The 23,786-nt window shown below is 63.7% G+C and carries 23 protein-coding genes and 1 pseudogene; 3 read left to right on the top strand and 21 right to left on the bottom strand.

Annotation, left to right across the window (positions count from 1 at the left end):
- Positions 1-318: 318 nt before the first annotated feature.
- From nadC to FHT69_RS15765, 8 genes are all read right to left on the bottom strand, one after another.
- A complete protein-coding gene (gene nadC / locus FHT69_RS15730; protein ID WP_097596048.1) occupies positions 319-1,218 on the bottom strand; it encodes a carboxylating nicotinate-nucleotide diphosphorylase in 900 nt (299 codons plus the stop codon).
- Positions 1,218-2,759, bottom strand: a complete 1,542-nt coding sequence (locus FHT69_RS15735) for an L-aspartate oxidase (protein ID WP_097596049.1) — start codon at positions 2,757-2,759, stop codon at positions 1,218-1,220. Before FHT69_RS15735 ends, nadC begins: the two co-directional genes overlap by 1 nt.
- Entirely contained in the window at positions 2,756-3,727 is a 972-nt protein-coding gene (gene nadA / locus FHT69_RS15740) for a quinolinate synthase NadA (RefSeq protein ID WP_097542597.1), read from the bottom strand. Before nadA ends, FHT69_RS15735 begins: the two co-directional genes overlap by 4 nt.
- Positions 3,728-3,796: 69 nt before the next feature.
- Positions 3,797-4,735 (bottom strand): NrtR DNA-binding winged helix domain-containing protein, encoded by a 939-nt coding sequence (locus FHT69_RS15745; RefSeq protein WP_183905598.1) that lies wholly within the window; start codon positions 4,733-4,735, stop codon positions 3,797-3,799.
- A gap of 50 nt (positions 4,736-4,785) precedes the next feature.
- Positions 4,786-5,598 carry a 3-methyl-2-oxobutanoate hydroxymethyltransferase gene (locus FHT69_RS15750; protein WP_097630179.1) on the bottom strand — a complete coding sequence of 271 codons (813 nt, stop codon included), beginning with the start codon at positions 5,596-5,598 and terminating at the stop codon, positions 4,786-4,788.
- A 42-nt stretch (positions 5,599-5,640) separates the two neighbouring features.
- A complete protein-coding gene (locus FHT69_RS15755; RefSeq protein WP_097630180.1) occupies positions 5,641-6,867 on the bottom strand; it encodes an NAD(P)/FAD-dependent oxidoreductase in 1,227 nt (408 codons plus the stop codon).
- A gap of 11 nt (positions 6,868-6,878) precedes the next feature.
- Positions 6,879-7,193: a MocE family 2Fe-2S type ferredoxin gene (locus FHT69_RS15760; RefSeq protein ID WP_047611977.1), complete on the bottom strand. Its 315-nt coding sequence runs from the start codon at positions 7,191-7,193 to the stop codon at positions 6,879-6,881.
- Between the two features lie 21 nt (positions 7,194-7,214).
- The gene (locus tag FHT69_RS15765) at positions 7,215-8,303 is read right to left on the bottom strand and encodes a fatty acid desaturase family protein (protein ID WP_097622416.1); all 1,089 of its coding nucleotides are present in this window, start codon (positions 8,301-8,303) and stop codon (positions 7,215-7,217) included.
- Between the two features lie 133 nt (positions 8,304-8,436).
- Here FHT69_RS15765 and FHT69_RS15770 point away from each other — a divergent pair, with 133 nt between their 5' ends.
- Together FHT69_RS15770 and FHT69_RS15775 are read left to right on the top strand one after the other, a co-directional pair.
- Positions 8,437-9,465, top strand: a complete 1,029-nt coding sequence (locus tag FHT69_RS15770) for a LacI family DNA-binding transcriptional regulator (protein ID WP_097622417.1) — start codon at positions 8,437-8,439, stop codon at positions 9,463-9,465.
- Between the two features lie 160 nt (positions 9,466-9,625).
- Positions 9,626-10,438: a TIM barrel protein gene (locus FHT69_RS15775; protein ID WP_183905599.1), complete on the top strand. Its 813-nt coding sequence runs from the start codon at positions 9,626-9,628 to the stop codon at positions 10,436-10,438.
- A 98-nt stretch (positions 10,439-10,536) separates the two neighbouring features.
- Here FHT69_RS15775 and cobM read toward each other — a convergent pair whose 3' ends face one another.
- Positions 10,537-11,295: a precorrin-4 C(11)-methyltransferase gene (gene cobM / locus FHT69_RS15780; protein WP_183905600.1), complete on the bottom strand. Its 759-nt coding sequence runs from the start codon at positions 11,293-11,295 to the stop codon at positions 10,537-10,539.
- A 4-nt stretch (positions 11,296-11,299) separates the two neighbouring features.
- Positions 11,300-12,532, bottom strand: coding sequence for a precorrin-6y C5,15-methyltransferase (decarboxylating) subunit CbiE (cbiE, locus tag FHT69_RS15785; protein ID WP_097622419.1), 1,233 nt, complete (start codon positions 12,530-12,532; stop codon positions 11,300-11,302).
- Between cbiE and FHT69_RS15790 the strand changes: the two genes are divergently transcribed.
- Entirely contained in the window at positions 12,531-13,301 is a 771-nt protein-coding gene (locus FHT69_RS15790) for a cobalt-precorrin-6A reductase (RefSeq protein ID WP_097622420.1), read from the top strand. The genes cbiE and FHT69_RS15790 overlap by 2 nt on opposite strands.
- On the opposite strand, the gene FHT69_RS15795 is transcribed toward FHT69_RS15790, so the two are convergent.
- The 11 genes and pseudogenes from FHT69_RS15795 to denD all read right to left on the bottom strand — a co-directional run bounded on the left by FHT69_RS15795 (position 13,265) and on the right by denD (position 23,770).
- Complete coding sequence (locus FHT69_RS15795; RefSeq protein WP_047611991.1) at positions 13,265-14,029, bottom strand: precorrin-3B C(17)-methyltransferase; 765 nt, start codon at positions 14,027-14,029, stop codon at positions 13,265-13,267. The genes FHT69_RS15790 and FHT69_RS15795 overlap by 37 nt on opposite strands.
- On the bottom strand, positions 14,026-14,757 hold the full coding sequence (locus FHT69_RS15800; protein ID WP_097622421.1) for a precorrin-2 C(20)-methyltransferase: 732 nt from the start codon (positions 14,755-14,757) through the stop codon (positions 14,026-14,028). The genes FHT69_RS15795 and FHT69_RS15800 overlap by 4 nt, the downstream gene beginning before the upstream one ends.
- Positions 14,754-15,386: a precorrin-8X methylmutase gene (locus FHT69_RS15805; protein WP_025570630.1), complete on the bottom strand. Its 633-nt coding sequence runs from the start codon at positions 15,384-15,386 to the stop codon at positions 14,754-14,756. The genes FHT69_RS15800 and FHT69_RS15805 overlap by 4 nt, the downstream gene beginning before the upstream one ends.
- Before the next feature lie 2 nt (positions 15,387-15,388).
- Positions 15,389-16,771 (bottom strand): precorrin-3B synthase, encoded by a 1,383-nt coding sequence (gene cobG / locus FHT69_RS15810; RefSeq protein WP_025570628.1) that lies wholly within the window; start codon positions 16,769-16,771, stop codon positions 15,389-15,391.
- Positions 16,772-16,844: 73 nt separating this feature from the next.
- Positions 16,845-17,609: a precorrin-6A synthase (deacetylating) gene (cobF, locus tag FHT69_RS15815; RefSeq protein ID WP_025570626.1), complete on the bottom strand. Its 765-nt coding sequence runs from the start codon at positions 17,607-17,609 to the stop codon at positions 16,845-16,847.
- A 168-nt stretch (positions 17,610-17,777) separates the two neighbouring features.
- A pseudogene (locus FHT69_RS15820) lies at positions 17,778-17,922 on the bottom strand (helix-turn-helix domain-containing protein); the annotation flags it as partial.
- A gap of 225 nt (positions 17,923-18,147) precedes the next feature.
- Positions 18,148-19,047 (bottom strand): carbohydrate ABC transporter permease, encoded by a 900-nt coding sequence (locus FHT69_RS15825; protein ID WP_025570624.1) that lies wholly within the window; start codon positions 19,045-19,047, stop codon positions 18,148-18,150.
- Positions 19,048-19,070: 23 nt separating this feature from the next.
- On the bottom strand, positions 19,071-20,003 hold the full coding sequence (locus tag FHT69_RS15830; protein ID WP_183905601.1) for a carbohydrate ABC transporter permease: 933 nt from the start codon (positions 20,001-20,003) through the stop codon (positions 19,071-19,073).
- Between the two features lie 82 nt (positions 20,004-20,085).
- Positions 20,086-21,390 carry an ABC transporter substrate-binding protein gene (locus FHT69_RS15835; protein ID WP_025570636.1) on the bottom strand — a complete coding sequence of 435 codons (1,305 nt, stop codon included), beginning with the start codon at positions 21,388-21,390 and terminating at the stop codon, positions 20,086-20,088.
- 152 nt (positions 21,391-21,542) lie between these two features.
- Positions 21,543-22,610: an ABC transporter ATP-binding protein gene (locus FHT69_RS15840; RefSeq protein WP_183905602.1), complete on the bottom strand. Its 1,068-nt coding sequence runs from the start codon at positions 22,608-22,610 to the stop codon at positions 21,543-21,545.
- Between the two features lie 173 nt (positions 22,611-22,783).
- A complete protein-coding gene (gene denD, locus FHT69_RS15845) occupies positions 22,784-23,770 on the bottom strand; it encodes a D-erythronate dehydrogenase (protein ID WP_183902899.1) in 987 nt (328 codons plus the stop codon).
- Between the last annotated feature and the right edge of the window lie 16 nt (positions 23,771-23,786).

The following is a 23,786-nucleotide window of genomic DNA, read 5'->3' on the forward strand; positions in this document are numbered from 1 at the left end:
CAGGCGATCGCCCAGACGACCATGAATTGGCGTTTCAGCCGTAGTCGAGAAGGGCTTCGAGGCCGTAACGTTTACGATTGAGCTGCTTCAAGGGCAGGCGTAAATATGCTCCGCCATGAACCGTCGAGGCGCGGCCAGTCTAGAATTGCCTTGCGATCGTTCGTTCACGAAGCCCGCGCCGCCTGCTCCAGAGTGGTGAATTCGATGGCGGCCACGGGCGGTATGCCTATTATGACACGGTGCCCGATCTCGGCGTGATGATCGAGTTGCTGGAATTCGACAGCGACAAGGAAGCCCAGCCGAAACACGCCTGACGGGTCACAGGACCTGTGCAATCCGTTTCGGGCCTGCTACCGCTGTGGACGCGGCCGCGACGAAATCGAGCCCGATATCCAGTACCGGCGCGCTGTGCGTCAGCCATCCAACGGAAATGAGATCGACGCCGGAGGCCGCGATCGCGGCGGCCGTTGCCGGCGTGACGCGGCCGGATGCCTCGGTGATGGCCCGGCCGGCGACGATGGCGACCGCCTCACGCAGCTGATCCGGCGTCATATTGTCGAGCAGGACGGCGTCGACGCCGGTCTCCATCGCTTCACGCAGCTGATCGAGGGTGTCCACTTCGACCTCGATCTTCACCATATGGCCGACGCCGGCCCGCGCCCGGCGGATCGCCTCGGCGACGCCGCCGGCGATGGCGACGTGATTGTCCTTGATCAGCACCGCGTCGTAAAGGGCGAAACGGTGGTTCATGCCGCCGCCGGCCCGCACCGCATATTTCTCCAGCGCCCTCAACCCCGGCGTCGTCTTGCGCGTGCAGGCGACGGAAGCCTTGGTGCCCCTGATGGCGGTGGCAATCCCGGCCGTCACCGTCGCAATGCCCGAGAGATGGCCGAGAAAATTCAGCGCGGTGCGCTCGGCGCTCAGCAGACCGCGCGACGGGCCTTCGATGGTGGCGATCACGTCACCCGGCTTGGCCGCATCGCCGTCCTGGAGATGGCGGCGCATGACGATCTCCGGATCGACGAGGGAAAAGGCCAGTTCCGCGGCATCGAGGCCGGCGATCACGCCCGGCTGCCGGGCGGCCATCACCACCGTCGAGCGGTGATCTGCAGGGATGACCGAGGCCGAGGTGATGTCGCCGGCAAGACCGAGATCTTCGAGCAGCGCTTGCCTGACCAAGGGTTCGACGATCAGGCGCGGAAGGGGAACGAGGCTCATCAGGCACTCCTTGCAAGGGAATAGGGCGGGGTCGCGCGGGCGATCTCCAGCACTTGGGAAAGGCGCATCCGGCGGCGGTTTGCATCGCCGAGCTTCAGCGGAAAATCGGTGCGGGCATGGGCGCCGCGTGATTCCGTCCGCAAGCTGGCGAAAACCGCGATCGAGAGCGCGACGATGGCCGGATCGGCGGCAGGGCTGTTCCCTTCGGCAAGCGGCAGCAGGGCGGCGATGGCGCCATGAATGGCGCCGGCATTGCGCAGCACGCCGAGATGGCGCGAGACGATCGACCGGACGAGCGATGCATCGGCAGGCACCGGCAGGCTCTCGGTGAAGGCGCTTCCGGCAGCACTTGCGGGCATGCCCGATATGTCGCGTGCCGCCCGCATGCCCATCACAGCCGCCTCCAGCAGCGAATTGCTGGCAAGCCGGTTGGCGCCGTGCAGGCCGGTCGAAGCCGCTTCGCCTGCGACCCAGAGACCGGGCACCGAGCTGCGGCCATTTGCAACCGTGGCCACGCCGCCCATGTGATAGTGAACTGCCGGGCGTACCGGGATGAGGTCTTTTGCCGGATCGATGCCGGCCTCGCCGCAAAGGGCGGCGATGACGGGAAAGCGCGTGGCAAAGCGGTGGCCGAGAGCAATGCGGGCATCGAGGAAGACTTTGCCGCCGCGGGCAATTTCGGCGCTGATCGCCCGCGCCACCACGTCGCGCGGCGCAAGCTCGGCGCCTGGAGTGCGGGCCATGAAACGGTCGCCTCGTTCGTTGACGAGCAAGGCCCCCTCGCCGCGCACCGCCTCGCTGATGAGCGCCAGCGGCCTGCGGCGGGAATCGAGTGCTGTCGGATGGAACTGGACGAATTCCATATCGGCGAGATCAGCGCCCGCCCTTGCCGCAAGCGCGATCCCCTGGCCGAAATTGCCCATCGGATTGGTGGTGGCGTCGTAGAGCCCGCCAATGCCGCCGGTGGCGAGCACCACCTTCGATGTCGGCAGAATGGCAGCCCCGTTCGCGGTCGCGCAGAGCAGGCCGGCGACCTTTTCGCCTTCCATCAGAATCCGCCGCGCCTCGAAGCCTTCGAGGACTGTTATCACAGGTGTTTTCATCACCGCCTCGATCAGCGCGGCGATGATCGCAGCACCCGACCCGTCGCCTTCGGCATGGACGATGCGGCGGCGGTTATGGGCCGCCTCCAGCCCGAGCGACAGTTGGCCGGCGGCATTCCGGTCGAAACGCACACCGGCTCGCTCCAGCGCGGCAATTGCAGCTGGTGCTTCGGCAATGATGCCGGCGGTGGTCACGGGATCGCAGAGCCCGTCACCGGCGGCAAGCGTATCGGCAAGGTGCAGCGCCGCGCTGTCGTCGGCGCCCATGCTGGCGGCGATGCCGCCCTGCGCCCAGGCGCTCGACGTCTCCGCGCCAAGGGCGGCGCGGGTGACGATCACCGAGGGTTCGGGCGCCAACGTCAGTGCGGTCATCAGCCCCGCAAGGCCGCTGCCGACGATCACCGTGCGTCCGGCCAGATGCTCGAGGACCTCGGTCATATCGCCAGCATTCTCTCGACGGCGCGGCGCGCAGCCACGGCAATTGCCGGATCGACCGTCACCTCGTGGCGGTTTTCCTCAAGGGCGGCGCGGATATTGGCAAGCGTGATCCGCTTCATATGCGGGCAGAGATTGCAGGGGCGAATGAACTCGACATCGGGATGGTGCACAGCGACATTGTCGCTCATCGAGCATTCGGTGAGCAGCACGACACGCGCCGGCTTCTGCCTGCCGACATAGTCCGACATGACGGCGGTGGAGCCGGCGAAATCGGCTTCGGCCACGACGTCGGGCGGGCATTCCGGATGGGCGAGCACCGTTACGCCGGGATGGTTTTCACGCAGCTGGCGCACGTCCTCGGCGGTGAAGAGTTCATGCACCTCGCAATGGCCATGCCAGGCGATGATCTCGACATCCGTCTCGCGGGCGACGTTGCGCGCCAGATATTCGTCCGGGATCATCAGCACCTTCGGCACGCCGAGCGATTCCACGACCTGTTTGGCGTTGCCGGATGTGCAGCAGATGTCGGAGGCGGCCTTCACCGCGGCCGATGTGTTGACATAGGTGATGATGGGCACGCCGGGATGGGCCTGGCGCAGCAGCGCAATATCCTCGGGCGTGATCGAGTCCGCCAGCGAACAGCCGGCGCCGAGATCGGGGATCAGCACGGTTTTTTCGGGGTTCAGCAGCTTGGCGGTCTCGGCCATAAAATGTACGCCGGCCAGCACGATGACATCGGCATCAACCTCGATCGCCTTGCGGGCGAGCGCCAGACTGTCGCCGACGATATCGGCCACGCCGTGGAAGATCTCCGGCGTCTGGTAATTGTGCGCGAGAATGACGGCGTTGCGGCGGCGCTTGAGCTCGAGGATCGCGTCGACGTCATTTTCGAACGTCATCCATTCGGCTTTGGGAATGACGCGGCTGACGCGCTCATAGAGCGAGGATGCGGAAACAGGATAATTCATGACCGGCTCCTAATTATGCTCTCTTTGAGCATATCATAGGCAAAGAGATATTCTCACAGTGAGCATATGTCAATTGCGGGAGAGCGGTAATTTCGTTCCGGCAAGCGCCCGTTCTTCGAGCACCGTGTGGCGGAAGCGGAAGAGCTTCGCCGGCCGGCCGCCGGTTTCGCTTTCGGTTCCGCCGGTTTCCTCGACCAATTCCTGCTGTTCGATGAGCCGGCGGAAGTTCTGCTTGTGCAGCGTCAGCCCGGCCAAGGCCTCGATGGTGCGCTGCAGTCTCAGCAGGGTAAAGCTCTCCGGCATCAGCTCGAAGACGACGGGACGGTATTTGATCTTGGCTCGCAGCCGGGCGATCCCGGTCGCAAGAATGCGGCGGTGATCGGCAAACATCGCCCGGCCGAGATTGGCCTCCACCCCGCATCCGGCCTCCGAGACGAGCCCCGCCTCGTAGAGTAATTCGTAGCGCTGCAGCGCCAGATCTTCGTTCCAGCCGCCGCCGTCGAGGCCGAAGGTGAAATCCGCCCGGCGATGGCGATGGTCGCGCCTTGCCGGATCGGCATCGGCCCAGATCTTCAGACGCGTCATGATTTCATTGAGCACTGCTGGGCGCCCCTGGCGATGGTCTTCCCAGGGGAAATATTCGTACCAGCCGTGCCATCCCGGCCGGCCGGCGCCCGACTGCTCGTTGACGAGGCCGAGATAGCTGATCGAGATCGTCCGTCCGCCTGGGATGTCGTTGTTCCGGTCGCGGTCGGCGAAGGTATAGAGCTGTTCGAGATAGCCGACGGGATGTTCCGTCTGCTCCTGCACCCACTCGCGCAGCCCCGATTGCAGCGTGCGATGCCCCATTTCGAAGGGGCCTGACGGCAGCGCATTGCCGGAGCGGATGGTCATCACGCGCGGCTCGTCCCCCGTCACCGCGACGAGCACCGCAATCAATTCCGCATGCGCAAAGCCGATCGTCACAGGGGACCGAATACTCCGTTCCGAATGGGTCGAACGGATCATTCCTGACACAGGCCGGGACGGAAGCCAATGGAAAGGAAGCGGGTTTGCCCCTAGCTATTGCCCGTCTCACTCCGCAGCCGGTCCAGGAAAACCTTCAGCTCCGCGTCGTCGACGCTGACGAGATGGCGCTTTTCCGGATAGGCGCCGGTCCTGACATCCTCGGCGAACTCGGTGAAGGCGGCGATGCGTTCGCGCTGTAGCCGGTCATGTTCGGCGGCGAAGTTGCGATAGACCTTGGCATGGCGCGGATAGTGATCGCGATTGGTGCCAAGCACGTCGTCGGCGAAGAGATATTGGGCGTCGCAGCCGCTGCCGGCCCCCATGGAGATCATCAGCATCGAGGTGTTGCTGCTGATGGCGGCAGCGACATCCCCCGGCACGACTTCGATTTCGGCGGCGAAGGCGCCGGCCTCTTCCAGCGCCTTGGTCTGCCGCCAGATCTCGGCCGCACTCGCCGCGGTCTTGCCGACGGCGCGAAAGCCGCCGGTCCAGGTCGCCTTCGAAGGGATCAGCCCGAGATGGCCGCAGACGGGGATGCCCTCGTCCCGCATGCGCCGGATCGTCTGCAGGCTTGCGGCGCAATAGACCGCATCGCCACCGGCCTTCAGCGCCGCGAAAGCCGCGCGCAGATAATCCTCCGCCGAGACATGGTCGCCATATTCGAGCCCCGGAATGGCAAAGGGAGTGGGCGCGGCCTCGCGAAAGACCGGCCCGAGCAGCGAGGGCGGCACCGAGACGATATCGATGCCCGCTTTTTCGGCGGCTTCCGCCTCCTCCAGCGTGGTGACGCGCAGCATGGTGAGCTGGCGCTTGCCTTTTTCCGCAAGCAGATCGGCGACGGTTGCGCGTCTATGTTTCTTCATCGTCAAATTCCTTCGAAAAAAGCGGTGAAAATATCGGCCAGCTCACGCGGCCAGCAGGGATTTCAGCTTGATGTCGCTGGTTGCGAGCGCTGCCGGGTCCGGATGGGCACGCGCGGCGATCAGCATTTCGGCGAGCCTGATGTCACGCGCCACGGCATTGCCTGGCCCGATGCCGCTTGCGGCGATCAGTCGCCCGGTGGCGTCGAGATGGAAAAGAATGAAGGCGCCTGCGCCGAGATCGCGGCGCTGATGCGTGGCGGCTCCTTCGGCAAGGCCCGCAATCTGCAGCGTCATGTCGTATTGATCCGACCAGAACCACGGCACGGCCGATACGGCCTCGTCGAGGCCGAGCATGTTGGCCGCAGCCAATGTGCCCTGCTCCTGGGCGTTGCGCCAGGATTCGAGCCGCACCCGCCGGCCGCCATAGATCGACAGCGGAAAGGAGCAGCAGTCGCCGGCGGCAAAGACATCCGGCGCCGAGGTCTGCAGATGAATATCGACGGCAATGCCGTTTTCGATAGTAAGCCCCGCTCTTTCGGCGATCTCGACATTCGGCCGGGCACCGATGCCGACAAGGGCGAGATCGGCTTCGATCGCCTCACCGCTCGACAATCTGATCTGGGCTTTGCCGTTTTCCGCAGTCAGCGCCTCGATGGAGACACCGCAGCGGATATCGACGCCCTCGGCGCGGTGGCGCTCGGTGATGAGATGGGCGATCTCCTCCGGCACGCCGCGCTTCAGCACGCGTTCCAGCCCTTCGATGACCGTGACCTCGGCGCCGAGCAGCCGCGCCGTTGCCGCAAGTTCCAGTCCGATGAACCCGCCACCGATGATGGCGATATGCCGTCCCGGCTTCATGACATCACGCAGCGCCGCCGCATCGTGATGGGTCCTCAGCGCGCGAATATGCGGGCTGCCCTGCGGCGCGCCGGGGAAGGAGCGTGCAGCGGCACCCGTCGCAAGCAGAAGCTTGTCGTAGGAAAGCACGGTACCGTCCGAAAGCGTGACGGTCCTGGACGCGGGGTCGAGATCCCTTGCCTCGAGGCCGGTCAGCAGCCGGATGCCGTTTTCGACATATTTTTCCGCCGTCGCGATGAATTTCGGATCGCTTGCATCGGTGGAGCCGGCCTTCGACAGCGGCGGCCGTTCATAGGGCGGAAGCGGCTCGGCGCCGACTAGCGTTACTTCGCCGGCAAAGCCCTTTTCCCGCAAGGCGAAGGCGGCGCGCGCACCGCATTCGCCCGCGCCCAGGATAACGAAATGAGCCACGTCCAGCTCCCTCAGAGCGAGATGAAGACGGCGCCGTCTTCGATCTTGACCGGATAGGTCTTGAGATTGACGCAGACCGGCGCACCCTTGGCTTCGCCCGTCTTGTAGTTGAAGCGGCCGTTATGTTTCGGACATTCGATGATCTCATCCATGACAAGCCCGTCGGCGAGATGGATATGTTCGTGTGTGCAGAGCCCGTCGGTGGCGAAGAATTCGTCATCCGGGCTGCGATAGACCGCGAAGGTGCGCCCGTCGTGATCGAAGCGGATGACATCCTCCTCGTCGATCTCGTCCTTGCCGCAAACCTCAATCCAGTTTCCGCTCATCTTATCCTCCCTCGATTGTCGTTATTGCGCGGCCGGAGCCAGCTCGTTGTGGAATTCCTCGCGATACGGCCGCGCGGTGGCCGGCAATTCGCGCTTCAGGAAATAGTCCTCGTTGCGCAGCTGGCGCAGGAAGGCCGGGATCATCTCGCGATAACCGGACAAGATCGACGGGTTCGGCGCCGGCAGGTCGTGCTTGATCATCGCATGCAGCTGCGGCAGCGCGTGGTAGGGCACCATCGGAAACATGTGATGTTCGACGTGGTAGTTCATGTTCCAGTAGATGAAGCGGCTGATCGGGTTCATGTAGACAGTGCGGCTGTTCAGCCTGTGGTCGGTGACATTGTCGGCAAGGCCGCCATGCTGCAGCAGTCCGGTCAGCACATGGTGCCAGGCGCCGTAAAGGCGCGGCAGGCCGATCAGCATCAGCGGCAGGATCGAGCCCGTGGCGATCGCCGCGGCGATTGTCGCGACATAGATCGCCAGCCAGATGCGGGCGAAACGGATCGCCTTCGGCTGCTCCATCTCGGGAATGAAGGTTTTTTCCGCCGCGCTGACGCCGCCGAAGGCATTGCGCAGCATGTCGACGACGGCATGCCAGGCGTCGAGGATGCCGAAGAAATTGAGCACCAGCCGCAAGAGATCCGGCGGCCGCATGACGGCGATCTCGGGATCGCGGCCGACGATCACCGTGTCGGTGTGGTGGCGCGCATGGCTCCAGCGCCAGGTCACCGGATTGCGCATGATCATGAAGCAGGCAATCTGATAGACGGCATCGTTCATCCAGCGCGTCTTGAAGGCGGTGCCATGACCGCATTCGTGCCAGCGGCTGTCGGAGGCCGAGCCGTAGAGCACGCCATAGGCAAGGAAGATGGGCAGCGCGATCCACGAGCCCCAGAAATAGATGCCAAGCCCGGCCAAGACCGCCATGCTGCCGAGCCAGATGACCGTGTCGCGGATCGCCGGCGCATCGGAGCGCTGCATCAGCGCCTTCATGTCCTTGCGCGGAATGTCGGTGTGATACCATTCGGCTGCCGCCAGCCCCGTCTCGACGGCTGTGCGGCCGCTTTCGCCGAGCAGGTCGTAGTCACGTTTCTTTGTCTGGGTCGCCATTATCCGCCTCCCGTTATGCCCTTGCCTGGGAGAATAGGTTGACTTTGGCAGGCGCTCAATGCAGGCTTGATATATTCTATCAAAAGCCATCATGAATGGCTTGCATTCATGATTGAATACATCAGGAACGCTCATGCGCCGTCCAACCATATCCGATCTTGCCCGCGCCTCCGGCGTCAGCGTCGCCACCGTCGACCGTGTTCTCAACGCGCGCCACCGGGTGCGCGAGGAAACAGCACGGCGGGTCTATGATGCGGCGCAGTCGATCGGCTATCACGCCGTCGGCCTGATCAAGCAGCGTGTCTTCGAGGATCTGCCGCAATACAAGCTCGCCTTCCTGCTGCAGAAACCAACGCAGTCCTTCTACCAGAGCTTCGCGCGCGAGATCGAAACGGCAGCGCGGGCGCTGACGACGGCGCGCATCCAGACGCAGATCGAATTTCCCTCCGCCGCGACACCGGCTGCGATCGTCGAAAAGATCAAGACGCTCGGCGCCCGCAACCAGGCCGTTGCCCTCGTCGGCCCGGACTATCCGGCGGTGACGACGGCGGTGGAAGAACTGAAGGAGCGCGGCATTCCTGTCTTCTCGCTGCTCTCCGATCTCGCCACGGGCGTGCGCGACGCCTATGTCGGGGTCAATAACCGCAAGGTCGGGCGCACCGCCGCCTGGACGATCGCGCGCACGGCGCGCCAGCCCGGCAAGGTCGCCTGTTTCGTCGGCAGCCACCGTTTTCACGGCCATGAGTTGCGGGAAATCGGCTTCCGCTCCTATTTTCGCGAGAATGCACCGGAGTTCGATGTCGTCGACACGCTGATCAATCTCGAGACCGCCGAAATCACCCATGAGGCAACCTTGACGTTGCTGCAGAAACATCCCGATCTCGTCGGCCTCTATGTCTGCGGCGGCGGCATGGAGGGGGCAATCTCGGCGTTTCGCGAAGAAAGCGTCGGCGGCAAGGTCGTTCTCGTGGTCAACGAGCTGACCCCCGACAGCAAAGCCGGTCTTGCCGACGATATCGTCGCCATGGCGATCGGCACGCCCCTGCCTGCCCTCTGCAAGGAGCTGATGGTGCTGATGACGAGCGCTATCGAAAACGGCGAAACGGCGGTTCCCGGACAACTCTTCCTGCCTTTCGATATTCATATCTCGGAGAACATCTAAACAATGATGGAATTCCATCATTTCGTTGGAAATTCTCTCAGCAATGAAAGCGGCCGCCGGCAATGACGGATGGATTGCGACGCGAATTCCGATAGAGATTCGCTGACCCATTCACGAGGACTGCTCCGCCGTGACGCGGAGATCAGGAGGAGAACCAGTCATGACTACGATCCGTTTTGCGCTCAACCACATGGCCGCCCCGTCGCTTGCCATCGACGATTTTTTCGCGCTGGCCCAATCGCTCGGCATCGATGCCGTCGAGATCCGTAACGACCTTTCGGGCAATGCCATCCTTGACGGCACCAAACCCGAAACGATCAAGGAGGTTGCTGCCCGCCATGGGCTGACGATCATCTCGATCAACGCCCTGCAGCGCTTCAACGAGTGGAACGCGACCAGGGCTGCCGAAGCGCAGGAACTGATCGATTATGCCAGCGCGTCGGGCGCCAAGGCGCTCGTCCTCGTTCCGAAGAACGACGGCACCGGCTGCGCCGATGGCGAACGGCGGGCCAATCTGCGCCAGTCTCTGGCCGCGCTGAAGCCGATGCTCGAGAAAGCCGGCATTATCGGTCTCGTCGAGCCGCTCGGTTTCGAGATCTGCTCGCTGCGCTCGAAGACCGAGGCGGCCGAGGCAATCGGAGGGCTCGGCGCGGAATCGACCTTCAGGCTTGTCCACGACACCTTCCACCATCACCTTGCCGGCGAAACGGCGACCTTCCCTGAGCTGGCCGGCCTCGTGCACATCTCCGGCGTCAGCGATCCCACAGTTTCCGTTGCCGATATGCGCGATTCCCATCGCGTGCTCGTGGACGGCGACGACCGGCTCGACAATGCCGGGCAGATCAGAGCGCTGCTGCAGGCTGGCTATAAGGGTCCGTTCTCTTTTGAGCCCTTTGCAGCGGAAGTTCATGCGGTCAAGGACCCGGCCGGGGCGCTTCGCACCAGCATGGACTATCTCAGCGCGCGGGTTTGAGACCTGAGTGAAACGTCGCCTGATACTGTTTTTGGTGTCAGGACGGCGGGGGAACGATTGTCACGATTGGCCACGCTGGCGCGGCCAATCGCTTGAAGTTATTCCCTGCCTCTGAACCGGCGTTGATAGGCCGGATCATAAAGTGAACTCTCGCGGAAATCCTCGGCCGCGAGCGAAGGGCCGACGAAGATGATCGCCGTGCGTTCGATCGGTTCGACCGCAACCTTTGCTTCGATATCGGCAAGCGTGCCGCGCAGGATGCGCTCGTCCGGCCAGGAGGCCTTGACGACAATGGCGACCGGGCAGTCGACGCCGTAAAGCGGGGTCAATTCCTCCACCACTTGGCTCAGCGCATGGATGGCCAGATGGATCGCCAGCGTGGCGCCCGTCGCGCCGAATTTTGCCAGCGTCTCGTCGTTCGGCATCGGTGATGCGCGGCCGGAAACGCGGGTCAGCACCAGGCTCTGCGCCACTGCCGGGATCGTCAGCTCGCGCCCAAGCGTCGAGGCGGCGGCGGCAAAGGCTGGAACACCTGGCGTCATCGTATAGTCGATGCCGTGTTTTTGCAGCCGGCGCACCTGTTCGGCCACCGCACTCCAGACGGAGAGATCGCCGGAATGCAGCCGGGCGACATTCTGGCCGGCCGCGGCAGCGCGAAGATATTCCGCCTCGATCTCGTCAAGCGACATCGGCGCCGTATCGACGATGCGTGCGCCCGGCGGGCAATATTGCAGCAGTTCGGGCGAGACGATCGAGCCGGCATAGAGACAGACCGGGCATTGGGTGATGAGATCGCGGCCGCGCACCGTGATCAGATCCGCAGCACCTGGGCCAGCGCCGATGAAATGCACCGTCATCTCGTCATCCTTTCGTCCAGCGCCACTGCGTCACCGGCATCGCCGGCCGCCAGCCGCTCATGCCGCCGACGGGCTGGGCGCGCGATATTTCGATCCGCGTGAGGGAGCCGCCGCGTTTGGCATGTTCGCCGAGCAGCGCGGCTTCCATCTCCAGCGTCACGGCATTGGCAACGAGCCGCCCTCCCCGCTTCAGCGCGGCGATCGCAGTCTCGATAACACCCGGTTCGCTGCCGCCGCCCCCGAGGAAAATCACATCCGGTTCCGGCAGGCCCTTCAGCGCGAGGGGCGCTGTCCCCTCGACAACGGCAAGATGCGGCACGCCGAAGGCGGTTGCATTGCGGGCGACCCGTGCGGCCCGCTCCGGCGATTGCTCGACAGCGATTGCCTTCAGACTGGGATCGGCGAGCATCCATTCGATGCCGATCGAGCCCGCGCCGGCGCCGATATCCCAGAGCAGTTCGCCGTGACGCGGCGCGAGCGCCGAAAGCGTCATCGCCCGGATTTCACGCTTGGTGATTTGTCCGTCATGCTCGAACAGCTCGTCCTCGATCCCTGCAGCATAAGGCAGGATGCGAGCCCCCTCCCCTGCCGCAACATCGACGGCGCAGACATTCAGAGGATCGATGTCCACGAGATCGAAATCCGCCGCCACAGCACGTCTTTGCCGCTCCCGCGCGCCGCCAAGCGCCTCGAGCACGGTAAGCTGCGACTGACCGAAGCCGGTCGCGGCAAGCAGGGCAGCCAGGTCGCCGGGGCCTTTTTCGTCCGAGGTGAGCGCGAGGATGCGCCGCCCGGGATGCAGATGCGGCCGGATCAGGTCGATCGGCCGTCCATGCAGCGAGACCGTCGCGACCTCCTGCAGCGGCCAGCCAAGGCGGGAGGCAGCAAGGCTGAAGGCCGAGGGCGCCGGAATGATGCGCATCTCGTGCGCCGCCACGTGGCGGGAGAGCGTTGCGCCGACGCCGTAGAGGAAGGGGTCGCCGGAGGCGAGCACGACAACAGGCGTGCCGCGCCTTTCAAGAATGGCGTCGACCGAGCGTTCGAACGGGCTCTGCCAGGAAAGCTTTTCGCCTGATATCAGCGAGGCCGCGAGTGCATGATGGCGCGCACCGCCGAAGACGGCAGGTGCTGCCGCGATCAGCCTCTTCGCCTCCTCACCCAACCCTTCTGGACCATCTTCGCCGATGCCGATAATAGTCAGCCAGCGCTGGCCGGACGCAGGAGAGATATCAGACATGGGAAGACCCCGCATCCTGATCCTGGGCGGCACCAGCGAGGCGCGCTTGTTGGCCGCGGCGCTCGCGGCGCGCGACGATTGCGATGTTATGCTGTCGCTTGCCGGACGCACCGAGAAACCGGCCGTACAGCCTGTTCCGGTCCGCATCGGCGGTTTCGGCGGCGCTGCCGCACTCGCCGATTTCCTGACGGCCGGCGGCTATCATCTGCTGATCGACGCCACGCATCCTTTTGCCGAACGGATTTCGGCCAATGCCGCTTTTGCCGCTGAGGTCACCGGTATCGCAGCGATCGCTCTGCGCCGTCCCGAATGGCAACGCGAAGCCGGCGATCGCTGGCGGGAGGTGCAGAGCATTCCGGCGGCTATCGAAGCGCTCGGCCCTTCCCCCCGCCATGTCTTCCTGGCGACGGGCCGGCAGGGCGCGCATCATGCGGAAGCCGCGCCGCAACATCACTATCTTGTCCGCAGCGTCGATCCTGTCGAGCCGCCGCTTGCGCTTGATCATGTCGATTATCTGCTTGATCGCGGTCCGTTCACGCTGGAAGGCGAATGCGATCTCCTGAGGCAGCACCACATCGACATCATCGTCGCCAAAAACAGCGGCGGTGCCGCCACCTATGCGAAGATCGAGGCAGCCCGGCTGCTCGGCATCGAGGTGTTGATGGTCGCGCGTGCGCCTGCCTCCGCGGTCACGACGGTCGACACGGTCGAAGCGGCGCTGGCAGTGATCGATCACCTGTTTCCTCCCGCCATGAACCGCGGGGTATAGACGAGGTCCAGCCTGCCCGGCCGCGCGACGACGCGTGTCTCGGCGGAGCCGATGATGATGCAGGTCGCCATATCGGCAATCGACGCGTCTGCTTGCGACAGCTGCTGTAATGCGATGCGTTCGTCCGGGCGCCCGGCGGCGCGCCCGAAAATAACCGGCGTTGTTGCCGGCAGATGGTTGCGCAACAGCTTGAAGGCATCGCCGAGTTGCCACGGCCGCGCCCGGCTGATCGGATTGTAGAGCGCGATGACGAAACCCGCTTTCGCCGCCAGCTCAAGGCGGGTTTCGATTATATTCCAAGGCTTTAGATTATCAGACAGCGATATGGCGCAGAAATCGTGACCAAGCGGGGCGCCGGCTCTTGCCGCCACGGCCAGCATTGCCGTGATGCCGGGCAGAATGGTGAGATCGACCGAGCGCCAGGCGGCCGGCCCGTTCTCGATCGCCTCGCAGACGGCGGCGGCCATGGCAAAGACGCCGGGGTCGCCGCCGGAGACGACGCAGACTTTCGCGCCGTCAGCCGCCATGGCCAGGGCTGCCCCCGCCCGGTCGAGTTCCTCGCGATTGTCCGAGGCATGGCGCAGCTGATCGTCGCGGAGTTGCAGCCTGTCGAGATAGGGTCCGTAGCCGAAGAAATCCGTTGCCTGGTCGACGACGGCCAAAGCCTCCGGCGTCATCTGCTCGGGATTGCCGGGGCCGGTGCCGATCACGAAAAGCCTGCCGCTCATCGGCTCGCCTCCCAGCCAGGCACCAGCACGAGCGAAAAATACGGCGCATCGCCATCGCTCCTGTCGGCAAGCTTTTCCATCGCCGCATTGGCCATGGTGCCGCGCTCGACATAGACGGCTTCCGCAAGCCGGCCGGCTGCCGCCAAGGCCCGGCGGATCTTCGGCAGATTGCGGCCGACCTTCATGATGACGGCGGCTTGCGTGTCGGCAAGACGACGTGTCAGCTCGGTTTCGGGCATCGTACCCGGCAGTACGGAAAGCACATCGTCACCCTGGACGATCGGCATGCCGGCCAGCGACCAGCAGCCCGACATGGCGCTGATGCCCGGAATCACTTCCGTCGGGTAGCGCTGGGAAAGTCTGACATGCAGATGCATATAGGAGCCATAGAAGAGCGGATCGCCTTCACTGAGAACGGCGACTGTCAGCCCGGCATCGAGATGGTCGGCCACCGACTTGGCGGACTGATCGTAGAATTCAGTGATCAGCCTCTGGTAGCGTTCGTCGTTCTTGTCGATCTCGGTTGTCACCGGATAATAGAGCGGCAGCAGCGTCACCCCGGATTTCAGCAGCGGTTCGACGATCGCCTTGCCGTTGCCGCCCCTGCCCTGTTTGGCGAAATAGGCGATGACGTCAGCGGCTTCGATGGCGCGCACGGCTTTGAGGGTGAGGAGCTCCGGGTCGCCGGGACCCGTCCCGACGCCGATGAGACGGCCGCTTGTGGTCATAGGCCGGGCCTCGCCAGTGCATTGATGGCGGCTGCCGTCATGGCGCTGCCGCCGAGCCGGCCGCGGACGATGGCGAAGGGGACGCCGTAGGAATTCTCCGCCAGCGCATCCTTGGATTCGGCGGCACCGACGAAGCCCACAGGCATGCCGAGGATCGCCGCAGGTTTCGGGGCGCCGTCGCGCAGGAGTTCGAGCAGATGGAAGAGGGCGGTCGGCGCATTGCCGATGGCGACAACGCTTCCGCCGAGCCTATCGAGCCAGAGATGCATGGCGGCGGCCGAGCGGGTATTGCCGGTCTCGCGTGCAAGCTCCGGTGTCGCGGGATCACGCAGCGTACAGATCACCTCGTTCAGCGCGGGCAGCCGCGCCCGGGTGACACCATGGGATACCATTTCCGCGTCGCAGAAGATCGGCGCCCCACCTTTCAGCGCATCGCGCGCCGCGCCGACGACATCGGCGGAGAACAGGAAATGCTCCGCCGCCTCGACGAGCCCGCAGGCATGGATCATGCGCACGGCGATTTCGGCTTGATCTTCGGTAAAGCGCGAAAGATCGGCCTCGGCGCGGATGATCGCAAAGGAACGCTCGTAAATCGCGTCGCCGCTGCGGATATAATCGTAGTCTGGCATTCCTATTCCTGTCGCAGCGCCTTTGAAACGCCGGTTGTGCCAAGCCGTGTAAGGCAGGCCGCGGCCGATTCGCCAGCGCCTCGGTTGTCTTCGATGGAGCGGGCGAGCCTCTCTATAGCGAAATCGATCCGACCGCCAGCGATCCGTTCGTCCGGCCGATCCGCAGCAAGCCCATTGAGGATGAGGTCATAACCCTCCGGCGAGCCCGTCAGGGTCAGCGCCGGCCGTGCATGGGCGCAGCCCTTGGCGCAGCCGGACAGATGCAGCGTCAGCGAACCGTCGAAGAGGGCAGGTGCCGCAGCGATGATGCGGCGCGCCAGAGTTCTCGTCTCGTAGAAGGCGGAGCCGCAGGCGCCGGCGCCGGCGCAGGCGGCGATATGCTCGCTGTTGTCGCCGGGTTGGGCGCTGAAGCCAAGTCTGGCCGCGGCAATCTGCATAGCCAGCACGGTATCAGCCGGAAGTCCGATCAAGAAGAAACCGCGACCCGGCGCAAGCCGGATGGCTGTCGCGCCCTGGCTCTCTGCGAGATCGAGCAGGGCGGAGAGATCGGACGTCCTCATCTGTCCGAATTCCGGCCTGACGCCGAGCAGGGTTTTGCCGTCGGCGAGCCTGTGCGGTCCGGAAAGCGGCACCCCTGCCGCGCGGGACGGAAAGAACTGAATGCCATCCATCGCCGGAAAACGCGCCCGCAGCAGCGCCGGATCGATATCGCGTGCCCGCCTGGCCTGCCCGAGATCTGCCAACAGGCTCAGAATGTCGCCGACGGCCGATATCGCCGCCTGCGCAGAACCGATCGCGACCGGCGTTGCGCTTTCACCGTCGCCATTGATCGCCACAAGCCAATCTGCGGGGGATTGCGCGACGATACGGATATCGGCGGAAAGCGCCGCCAAGCCGAAGGCTCCCCCGCCGTCGACGACGAGCGATAGTTTTGGCGCGAGCCGTGGCGAGCGAAGCTGATCGCGGAGCGTGCGGCGCAATGCCAATTCCATTGCGGCCGGATCGTTTATTTCTTCCGGATCGATGCCGTGCAGCGGCGAGATCTCGATCGCCGGCCCCTCCGGCACGACAATGCCGGCGGCATCGATATCGGCAGCGAGCGGTCCGACCGTCTCGGCGCTGAGCCCGCGGATCTGCAGATTGCCGCGTGCAGTGATTTCCAGAATGCCGTTTCCATGAACTGCGGCTAAGCGGGCAAGGCTTGCAAATTGCGGCAGCGTCAACGCGCCGCCGGCTGGCCGCAGCCGCACCAGCAGGCCGTCGCCGGTCGGCATCGGCGCTGACAGGGCGGGGCAGGCGCCGCGTGCGCGCATTTTTGCTGCCAGGTGATCGTGCAGATCCGCCTCGCCTGTCCTGTTGTTTGCCCTTGCGGCCTCAACACTCATTCTCAATCCTCTGAGCATTTCTTACATGATCGCGGCCGGGCCGGCAAAGCATGAGAGAAACGGGTCGGAACGGCTATTCCTCGAAATCGCGTCCCTTGCGCAGGAGATAGATGTCCATGATCCAGCCGTGCCGCTGCCTGGCCTCGGCCCTCAGCGTCACAATGTCGGCGGCGATATCGCCAAGCCGGCCCGATCTGACGATTTCATCCTGGGTGCCGAGATAGGCGCCCCAGAAGATCTCGGCATCGGGATCGTCGATCTTGGCAAAAGCCTGTTCGCCGTCGAGCATCACGATGGTGCTGTCGCTCCGAAGCCCGTCCTGCGCCAGCCGGCGCCCCGTGGTGATCTCGATCGGCTTGCCGACGAGGTTGATCGGGATCCTGTGGCTGGCAGCCAGGGCCTGGATGCTGGTGATGCCGGGAATGACGGTGTAATCGAAATCCAGGCCGCTTTCCCGTCGCACGCGTTCGATGATGCGGATCGTGCTGTCGTAGAGACTGGGATCGCCCCAGACGAGAAAGGCGCCGCTGCCCTCATCCGGCAGACTAGCGATCAGCTCTCCATAGATACCGGCGATCTCGCCATGCCAGGCATCGACGCTTTGCGCATAGCTCCTCTCTGCCGTCTGCCGTTGCGGCACGGCGAACTCCGAAATTCGGGCAGCTGGCCGCGTGATATAGCGTTGGCAGATCTCGCGGCGGATATCGGCAAGTTCTTCCTTGCCGGCGCCCTTGACCGGCAGGAAGACCACGTCGGCCGCGTTCATGGCGTTGATCGCCTGTATGGTGAGGTGCTCCGGGTTGCCCGTGCCGATGCCGATGATTTGGATATGCTTCAAGCGGATGCTCCCTTTGCGTCCTGGCGGTCTTGCCGAAAAAGCCCGGTCGTAGCAAGGGCGGAGCGGGAGTCGGCCGTGCCAACCTGAAGCTCCTCCGCGACAAGCTGCTTCCGCCGCTCTCGCAGAAGACACTGCGAACGTTCTTCTACGGCGAGGCGGCGCAGAGGAGGCCTGCAACAGCCTGTGCACCTGACTTCGGTTGAGCCCAAGCAGCTCAGCGGCCTGGACGACGCTCAGGCGCTGATCACGGATCGTCTGAATAAACTTTGAGGCGATGCAATTCTTTATGCGACATGGTGGTCAAACAGGGCATCAAGATTCCGACCCCTCATGGTCTCGACCGGGCCGGAGGTCGTCATCCTTGCGCTCAACGTTGACCTTGATCAGAACGTCGAGAGGCGAGACTGTCGCATCTCTAAATAGCCCCTACACGAATTAGCTGCGTAGCAAGTATTATCGAACAACCACCCCGGGACGCTGGTTTCACTGCGAGGGCGCAGTTTGCGCATCGCTGCCACGCAGCGAAATCCAGCGGAAGCTACTCCTTCACTGCACCGGTCATCGAGGAGACATAGTAGTCCACGAAGAACGAATAGAGGATGACCACGGGCAGCGAGCCGAACAGTGCACCGGCCATCAGCGCCCCCCATTCGAACACGTCGCCGCGCACCAGTTCGGTCAGGACGCCGACCGGAATGGTTTTGTTTTCCGATGACTGGATGAAGGTGAGCGCATAGATGAATTCGTTCCAGGACAGCGTGAAGGCGAAGATGCCGGCCGAAATCAGCCCGGGGACGGCCAGCGGCAGGATGATCTTGGTGAGGATCTGCCACCTGTTGGCGCCATCCACCAGTGCGCTTTCCTCCAGCTCGAAGGGGATCGAGCGGAAATAGCCCATCAGCAGCCAGGTGCAGAAGGGAATGAGGAAGGTCGGATAGGTGAAGATCAGCGCCAGCCGCGAGTCGTAGATCCCGAGCTTGAAGACGATGAAGGCAAGCGGGATGAAGAGGATCGACGGCGGCACGAGATAGGCGAGGAAGATCACCAGGCCGACCGATCGGGAGCCGGTGAAGCGGACGCGCTCGATGGCATAGGCGCCCAAGACTGAGGCCACCAGCGAGAGGAAGGTGGAGCAGACCGCCACCAGCATCGTGTTCCACAGCCAGCCCGGATAGGAGGTTTCGAGGAACAGATATTTGATATGCGCGAGCGTTGCTCCTACCACCCAGAACGGGCTGTAATTGGTATAGTCGGTCAGCTGCTCGTTCGGCTTCACCGCAGTGATCGCCATCCAGTAGAACGGGAAGAGCAGCACGAAGACGAAGATGGCCATCGGCAGGTAGAGCATCACGATCCGCCGCGGCAGGCGGTTCAGATAGCTCATGCCTTCGGCATTATCGGTCAGGGCCTGATCGGCAGTGTTGGAAGGTGTCGACATCGTTATTCTCCTAATCTTGGCTCCTAATCCTGGCCGCCCTGCTGCCATTTGCGCCGTTGCAGGCCGAAGAAGCTGAACATGATCGCGCCGAGCAGGAAGGGCACCATGGCGACCGCGATGGCCGCCCCCTCGCCGAGTTGGCCGCCGGGAATGCCGCGTTGGAACGACAGCGTCGCCATCAGATGCGTGGCGTTGACCGGCCCGCCCTTGGTCAGCACGTAGATGAGCTGGAAATCGGTAAAGGTGAAAAGCACCGAGAAGGTCATGACGACGGCGATGATCGGCGTCAGCATGGGCAGCGTCACATAGCGGAAACGCTGCCAGCTGGTGGCGCCGTCGAGCGAGGCAGCCTCCTGCAGCGATGCTGGAATGGTCTGCAGGCCGGCAAGCAGCGAGATCGCCACGAAGGGAATGCCGCGCCAGACATTGGCGACGATAACGGAGATGCGCGCATTGATCGGGTCGCCGAGGAAGTTGATCGGTCCGCTGATCAGCCCGAGCTGCATCAGCGACCAGGAGATGATCGAAAACTGGGTATCGTAGATCCACCAGAAGGCGAGCGCCGAAAGCACCGTCGGCACCACCCAGGGAAGCAATACGATTGCCCGGAAGAAGGATTTGAACGGCAGGTGCTGGTTGAGCAGCATCGCCAGCCAGAGGCCGAGCGCGAATTTCAGCACGGAGGCGACGAAGGTATAGAGAACGGTGTTGAAGACCGACAGCCAGAAGACGCTGTCGTCCATCAGGAACTGGTAGTTCTCCAGTCCGATAAAGATGCCGTCGCGGCCGATCCTCGTATCGGTGAAGCCGAGCCAGACGCCGAGCCCCAGCGGATAGGTCAGAAAACAGACGAGGAATACTGCCGCCGGCAGCATGAACAGGAAGCCGAGCACATTGTTGTTCTGCAGGAGCGAAGAGACCGGCCCACGTCTATCCCCCGAATTTGCCATCGACATTGCTTATCTCCCAGATCGCCTTTTGAACCCCCAGATCTTGCGGCATGCCGAAGGCCGGCATGCCGCTTGTTCGAGGTGTGGCTCAGACGCGATAGTAGCGGTTTGCCCGGCGTTCGGCTTCCTTCATCGCGTCTTCCGGCGACATCTGGCCGGTAACGGCAGCCGCATACATGTCGACCAGAACGTAGTCGGCCATGGTCGCTGCCGAGGCATAACCGAGCGGGCCGGCATAGCCGTTCGGGCGCAGCTTTTCCGAGGCGCGCGCATAGGGCGCGTGGACCGGATCGGCTGTCCAGATCGGGTTCTTGGCGAAGGCCTTGAGCGGCTGGCAGCAATAGGCGCTGGAGCCCTGGATCCACGCATTCATCTGGTCGGCTTCCATCATGAACTTGATGTAGGCCTTGGCCGCTTCCGGATATTTGCTGTGCTTGAAGAGAAGCAGCGAACTCGTCTGGCAAAGTTCCACGCTTTTGCCGACAGGACCAATCGGGAAGTTCGTCGTGCGGATGTCCTTGGCGATCTCGGCGAGCTTCGGGTCGTTCTTGGCGGTGTAATAGACCGAGACGCCGTTGGCGATCAGCGAAACCTGGCCGGCGAGGAAGGCGCGGTTGTTGTTGACGTCCTGCCAGCTTTCGGTGCCGGGGATGAAGGTCGCATAGAGCTCCTTGGCATAGTTGATCGACGCCAGCGTTTCCGGGCTGTTGATCGTTACCTTGCCGCTTTCGTCGACCATCATGCCGTTATGGCTCCACAGCAGCCAATGGGCATAGTTGTTGCCGTCGCCGACTGCCTTGCCGTGCGGGAAGCCGGCCGGCGTGCCCTTTGCCTTCATCGCCTTGCAAAGCTCGAGGAAGCCTGCGGTATCATTGGGGAATTCGTTGAAACCGGCAGCCTTCACGTGGCTGTCGCGATAGACGACGGCATTGCCGATCGCCGTCAGCGGCATGGCGATGAAGGTGTCGCCGCGTGTGGCATAACCCTTCACGCCGTCGTACCAACCCTCATACTTGTTGCCGAGATAATTGCCGAGTTCGGTCAGATCGACCAGCTTGTCGGGATATTGGTGGGCGTCGTCGAACCAGCACATGATGAGGTCGGGGCCGGAGCCGACATTGGCGGCGACGGCGGCCTTCGGGCGGATGTCCTCCCAGCTTTCCTTGTCGATGCGCACCTCGACGCCGGTCGCTTCGGTGAATTTCTTGGTGTTGGCAAGCCATGCCTCCTCGTCGCCCTTGACGAACGGTGTCCAGCGCAGCAGGCGAAGGCTGGCGCCGCTTTCCGGCGTGTAAGTCGGCTCGGCCTGCGCCAGGGATGGCCGGATGCCGAGGCCGGCGGCGCCGGCGACGGCAGCCGAGGCGGCAAGAAAGTCACGTCTTCTGATCCTCATGAGATTCCTCCTCATCAAAAAAAGCGGGTACGAACTTGCCGGCACTCACCTCCCGCTTGGTGAACGCCGCTCATTGCATCCCTGAGAGGGGATGTGTGCCTGCCTGCAGGCAACGAGAGGGCTCCTCCGCCCCGCGCCGCCGCCGGCCGGCCTCAGTCGGTCAATCTCCGGCCGCTCTCGGCATCGAAGAGATGAACATGCGCGGCGTCGATCGCAACGCGCAGGGTTTCGCCCGGCCGCGCGTTGACACGTTCGCGGAAGACGCAGCTGAGGTGGCTGCCGCCGAGCTTGAGGATAAGATGCGTCTCGTAGCCGGTCGGCTCGATCACCACGATTTCACCGGGCAGGCCATTGGCATCGAGCAGGATGTATTCCGGGCGAAGCCCATAGACGAGATCGCGGCCGATGGCGTCGGCGGGCGGATTGGCGACCGGCAGCGCGGTGCCGTCGGGTGCCCTGAATCGTGTCGGGTTCTCCGGATCGAGCCGGCCCTTGATCATGTTCATCGCCGGCGAGCCGATGAAGCCGCCGACGAAGAGATTGGCCGGTTTGTCGTAGAGCTCGAGCGGCGTGCCGACCTGCTCGACGACGCCGTCATGCATGACGACGATCTTGTCGGCCATGGTCATCGCTTCGATCTGGTCGTGGGTGACGTAGACTGTCGTCGTTTTCAGCCGCTGGTGCAGCTCCTTGATCTCGGCGCGCATGGCGACGCGCAGCTTGGCGTCGAGATTGGAGAGCGGTTCGTCGAACAGGAAGACTTCCGGATCGCGCACGATCGCCCGCCCCATGGCGACACGCTGGCGCTGGCCGCCGGAAAGCTGGCGCGGATAACGGTCGAGCAATTTGTCGAGACCAAGGATGCCGGCGGCATATTTCACCCGCTTCTCGGCTTCCGCCTTCGGCGCCTTGTTCAACATCAGCGAGAAGCCCATGTTCTGCTGCACCGTCATATGCGGATAGAGCGCATAGTTCTGGAACACCATGGCGATGTCGCGATCCTTGGGCGGCAGCGTGTTGACCACGCGCCCGCCGATCTTGATCTCGCCGCCGGAAATGTTCTCAAGTCCGGCCAGCATCCGCAGCAGGGTGGATTTGCCGCAACCCGAGGGGCCGACCAGGATCACGAACTCACCGTCGGCGATATCGATATCCACGCCTTTGATGACCGGAAATGCACCGAATGATTTCCGCACATCCGCGAATTGAACGCCTGCCATACTCTCTCCTCCCAGATATCGAGCGCTACATGCTATGTATTCGTATTGTCGTTATGTCTTGCCGGCGGCCGTAATCTTCTCTCTCAAGTTCTTCAAGCACGGCAATCCCGCATCTGTGGGGGTGCCTGGTCAGGCCCCTGCCGCATGATCCGGCTCGCGCCGTCTCCCCAACCTCATCGGGATGCACCCGGAGCATCTTCGGCGAGGTAGACCTCGATCAGCTCGTCGACGCTGCTTTCGGCGGTAAATCCGAGTTGCGCCGCGCGTTGCGGCGTAAAGGATTTCGGCCACCCGGCGACGATCTCCTCAATGACCTCGTCGCGGCGCCGATCGATCAAATCCGCCGCTTCGGGGCCGGCGGCACGGCGCAGCGCATCAATCTGGTCGGCAACGGTGGCGGCAACCCCTGGCATGGTGAGCGTGCGCCGGACACCGAGCGACGCTGTATCGAGCGTGGCGGCATGGATCAGGAAGCTGACGGCCGAACGCGGGCTCGCCAGCCAGTGCTTGACCGTTTCTTCGACCGGCAGAACGGCACGCTGGCCTGCGAGCGGTTCCCGCAGGATTCCGGAAAAGAAGCCCGATGCGGCGGCGTTCGGCGCGCCGGGGCGGATGACGATGGTCGGCAACCGAATTCCGATGCCGTCCACGAAGCCGCGGCGCGAATAGTCGGCAAGCAGAAGCTCCGATATCGCTTTCTGGACTCCGTAGCTGGTGAGGGGCGCCAGCACGTAATCGTCGGGAATGGGATCGGGAAAGGGCGCGCCATAGACCGCGATCGACGAGGAGAAGACGAAACGGGGGACATAGGCTTGGCGACTGCCTTCCCGGCGGATCGCTTCCAGCAAGGCTCGCGTGCCGTCGAGATTGACCCGATAGCCGAGGTCGAAATTGCGCTCGGCTTCGCCGGAAACGATCGCGGCGAGATGGAAGATCACATCGGCCCGACCCGCCGCAAGTGCTGCCGCTGCGTCGCTTTCGGAAATATCGGCCGCCAGCGCTTCCGCCGGCACGGAGATGTCGGCGGGCACCGGCGGAGGCGTTACATCCACAAGGGTCATGCGCGTGATTGTATCGCCGCCGAGGGAACCGCTGCGCCCCAGTGTGGCGGCGAGCTTCCGGCCGATCATTCCTCCCGCGCCGATAATGAGAATATGCATCGTGTTTCGCCTCCCT

Source organism: Rhizobium sp. BK008 (assembly GCF_014197345.1).
In the GTDB taxonomy this organism is placed as follows: domain Bacteria; phylum Pseudomonadota; class Alphaproteobacteria; order Rhizobiales; family Rhizobiaceae; genus Rhizobium; species Rhizobium anhuiense.

Bases quoted from the DNA above. Each gene is read 5' to 3' on its own strand.
- nadC (WP_097596048.1), bottom strand. From the start codon at position 1,218: ATGAGCCTCGTTCCCCTTCCGCGCCTGATCGTCGAACCCTTGGTCAGG.
- FHT69_RS15735 (WP_097596049.1), bottom strand. From the start codon at position 2,759: ATGACCGAGGTCCTCGAGCATCTGGCCGGACGCACGGTGATCGTCGGC.
- nadA (WP_097542597.1), bottom strand. From the start codon at position 3,727: ATGAATTATCCTGTTTCCGCATCCTCGCTCTATGAGCGCGTCAGCCGC.
- FHT69_RS15745 (WP_183905598.1), bottom strand. From the start codon at position 4,735: ATGATCCGTTCGACCCATTCGGAACGGAGTATTCGGTCCCCTGTGACG.
- FHT69_RS15750 (WP_097630179.1), bottom strand. From the start codon at position 5,598: ATGAAGAAACATAGACGCGCAACCGTCGCCGATCTGCTTGCGGAAAAA.
- FHT69_RS15760 (WP_047611977.1), bottom strand. From the start codon at position 7,193: ATGAGCGGAAACTGGATTGAGGTTTGCGGCAAGGACGAGATCGACGAG.
- FHT69_RS15765 (WP_097622416.1), bottom strand. From the start codon at position 8,303: ATGGCGACCCAGACAAAGAAACGTGACTACGACCTGCTCGGCGAAAGC.
- FHT69_RS15770 (WP_097622417.1), top strand. From the start codon at position 8,437: ATGCGCCGTCCAACCATATCCGATCTTGCCCGCGCCTCCGGCGTCAGC.
- FHT69_RS15775 (WP_183905599.1), top strand. From the start codon at position 9,626: ATGACTACGATCCGTTTTGCGCTCAACCACATGGCCGCCCCGTCGCTT.
- cobM (WP_183905600.1), bottom strand. From the start codon at position 11,295: ATGACGGTGCATTTCATCGGCGCTGGCCCAGGTGCTGCGGATCTGATC.
- FHT69_RS15790 (WP_097622420.1), top strand. From the start codon at position 12,531: ATGGGAAGACCCCGCATCCTGATCCTGGGCGGCACCAGCGAGGCGCGC.
- cbiE (WP_097622419.1), bottom strand. From the start codon at position 12,532: ATGTCTGATATCTCTCCTGCGTCCGGCCAGCGCTGGCTGACTATTATC.
- FHT69_RS15795 (WP_047611991.1), bottom strand. From the start codon at position 14,029: ATGAGCGGCAGGCTTTTCGTGATCGGCACCGGCCCCGGCAATCCCGAG.
- FHT69_RS15800 (WP_097622421.1), bottom strand. From the start codon at position 14,757: ATGACCACAAGCGGCCGTCTCATCGGCGTCGGGACGGGTCCCGGCGAC.
- FHT69_RS15805 (WP_025570630.1), bottom strand. From the start codon at position 15,386: ATGCCAGACTACGATTATATCCGCAGCGGCGACGCGATTTACGAGCGT.
- cobG (WP_025570628.1), bottom strand. From the start codon at position 16,771: ATGAGTGTTGAGGCCGCAAGGGCAAACAACAGGACAGGCGAGGCGGAT.
- FHT69_RS15825 (WP_025570624.1), bottom strand. From the start codon at position 19,047: ATGTCGACACCTTCCAACACTGCCGATCAGGCCCTGACCGATAATGCC.
- FHT69_RS15830 (WP_183905601.1), bottom strand. From the start codon at position 20,003: ATGTCGATGGCAAATTCGGGGGATAGACGTGGGCCGGTCTCTTCGCTC.
- FHT69_RS15835 (WP_025570636.1), bottom strand. From the start codon at position 21,390: ATGAGGATCAGAAGACGTGACTTTCTTGCCGCCTCGGCTGCCGTCGCC.
- FHT69_RS15840 (WP_183905602.1), bottom strand. From the start codon at position 22,610: ATGGCAGGCGTTCAATTCGCGGATGTGCGGAAATCATTCGGTGCATTT.
- denD (WP_183902899.1), bottom strand. From the start codon at position 23,770: ATGCATATTCTCATTATCGGCGCGGGAGGAATGATCGGCCGGAAGCTC.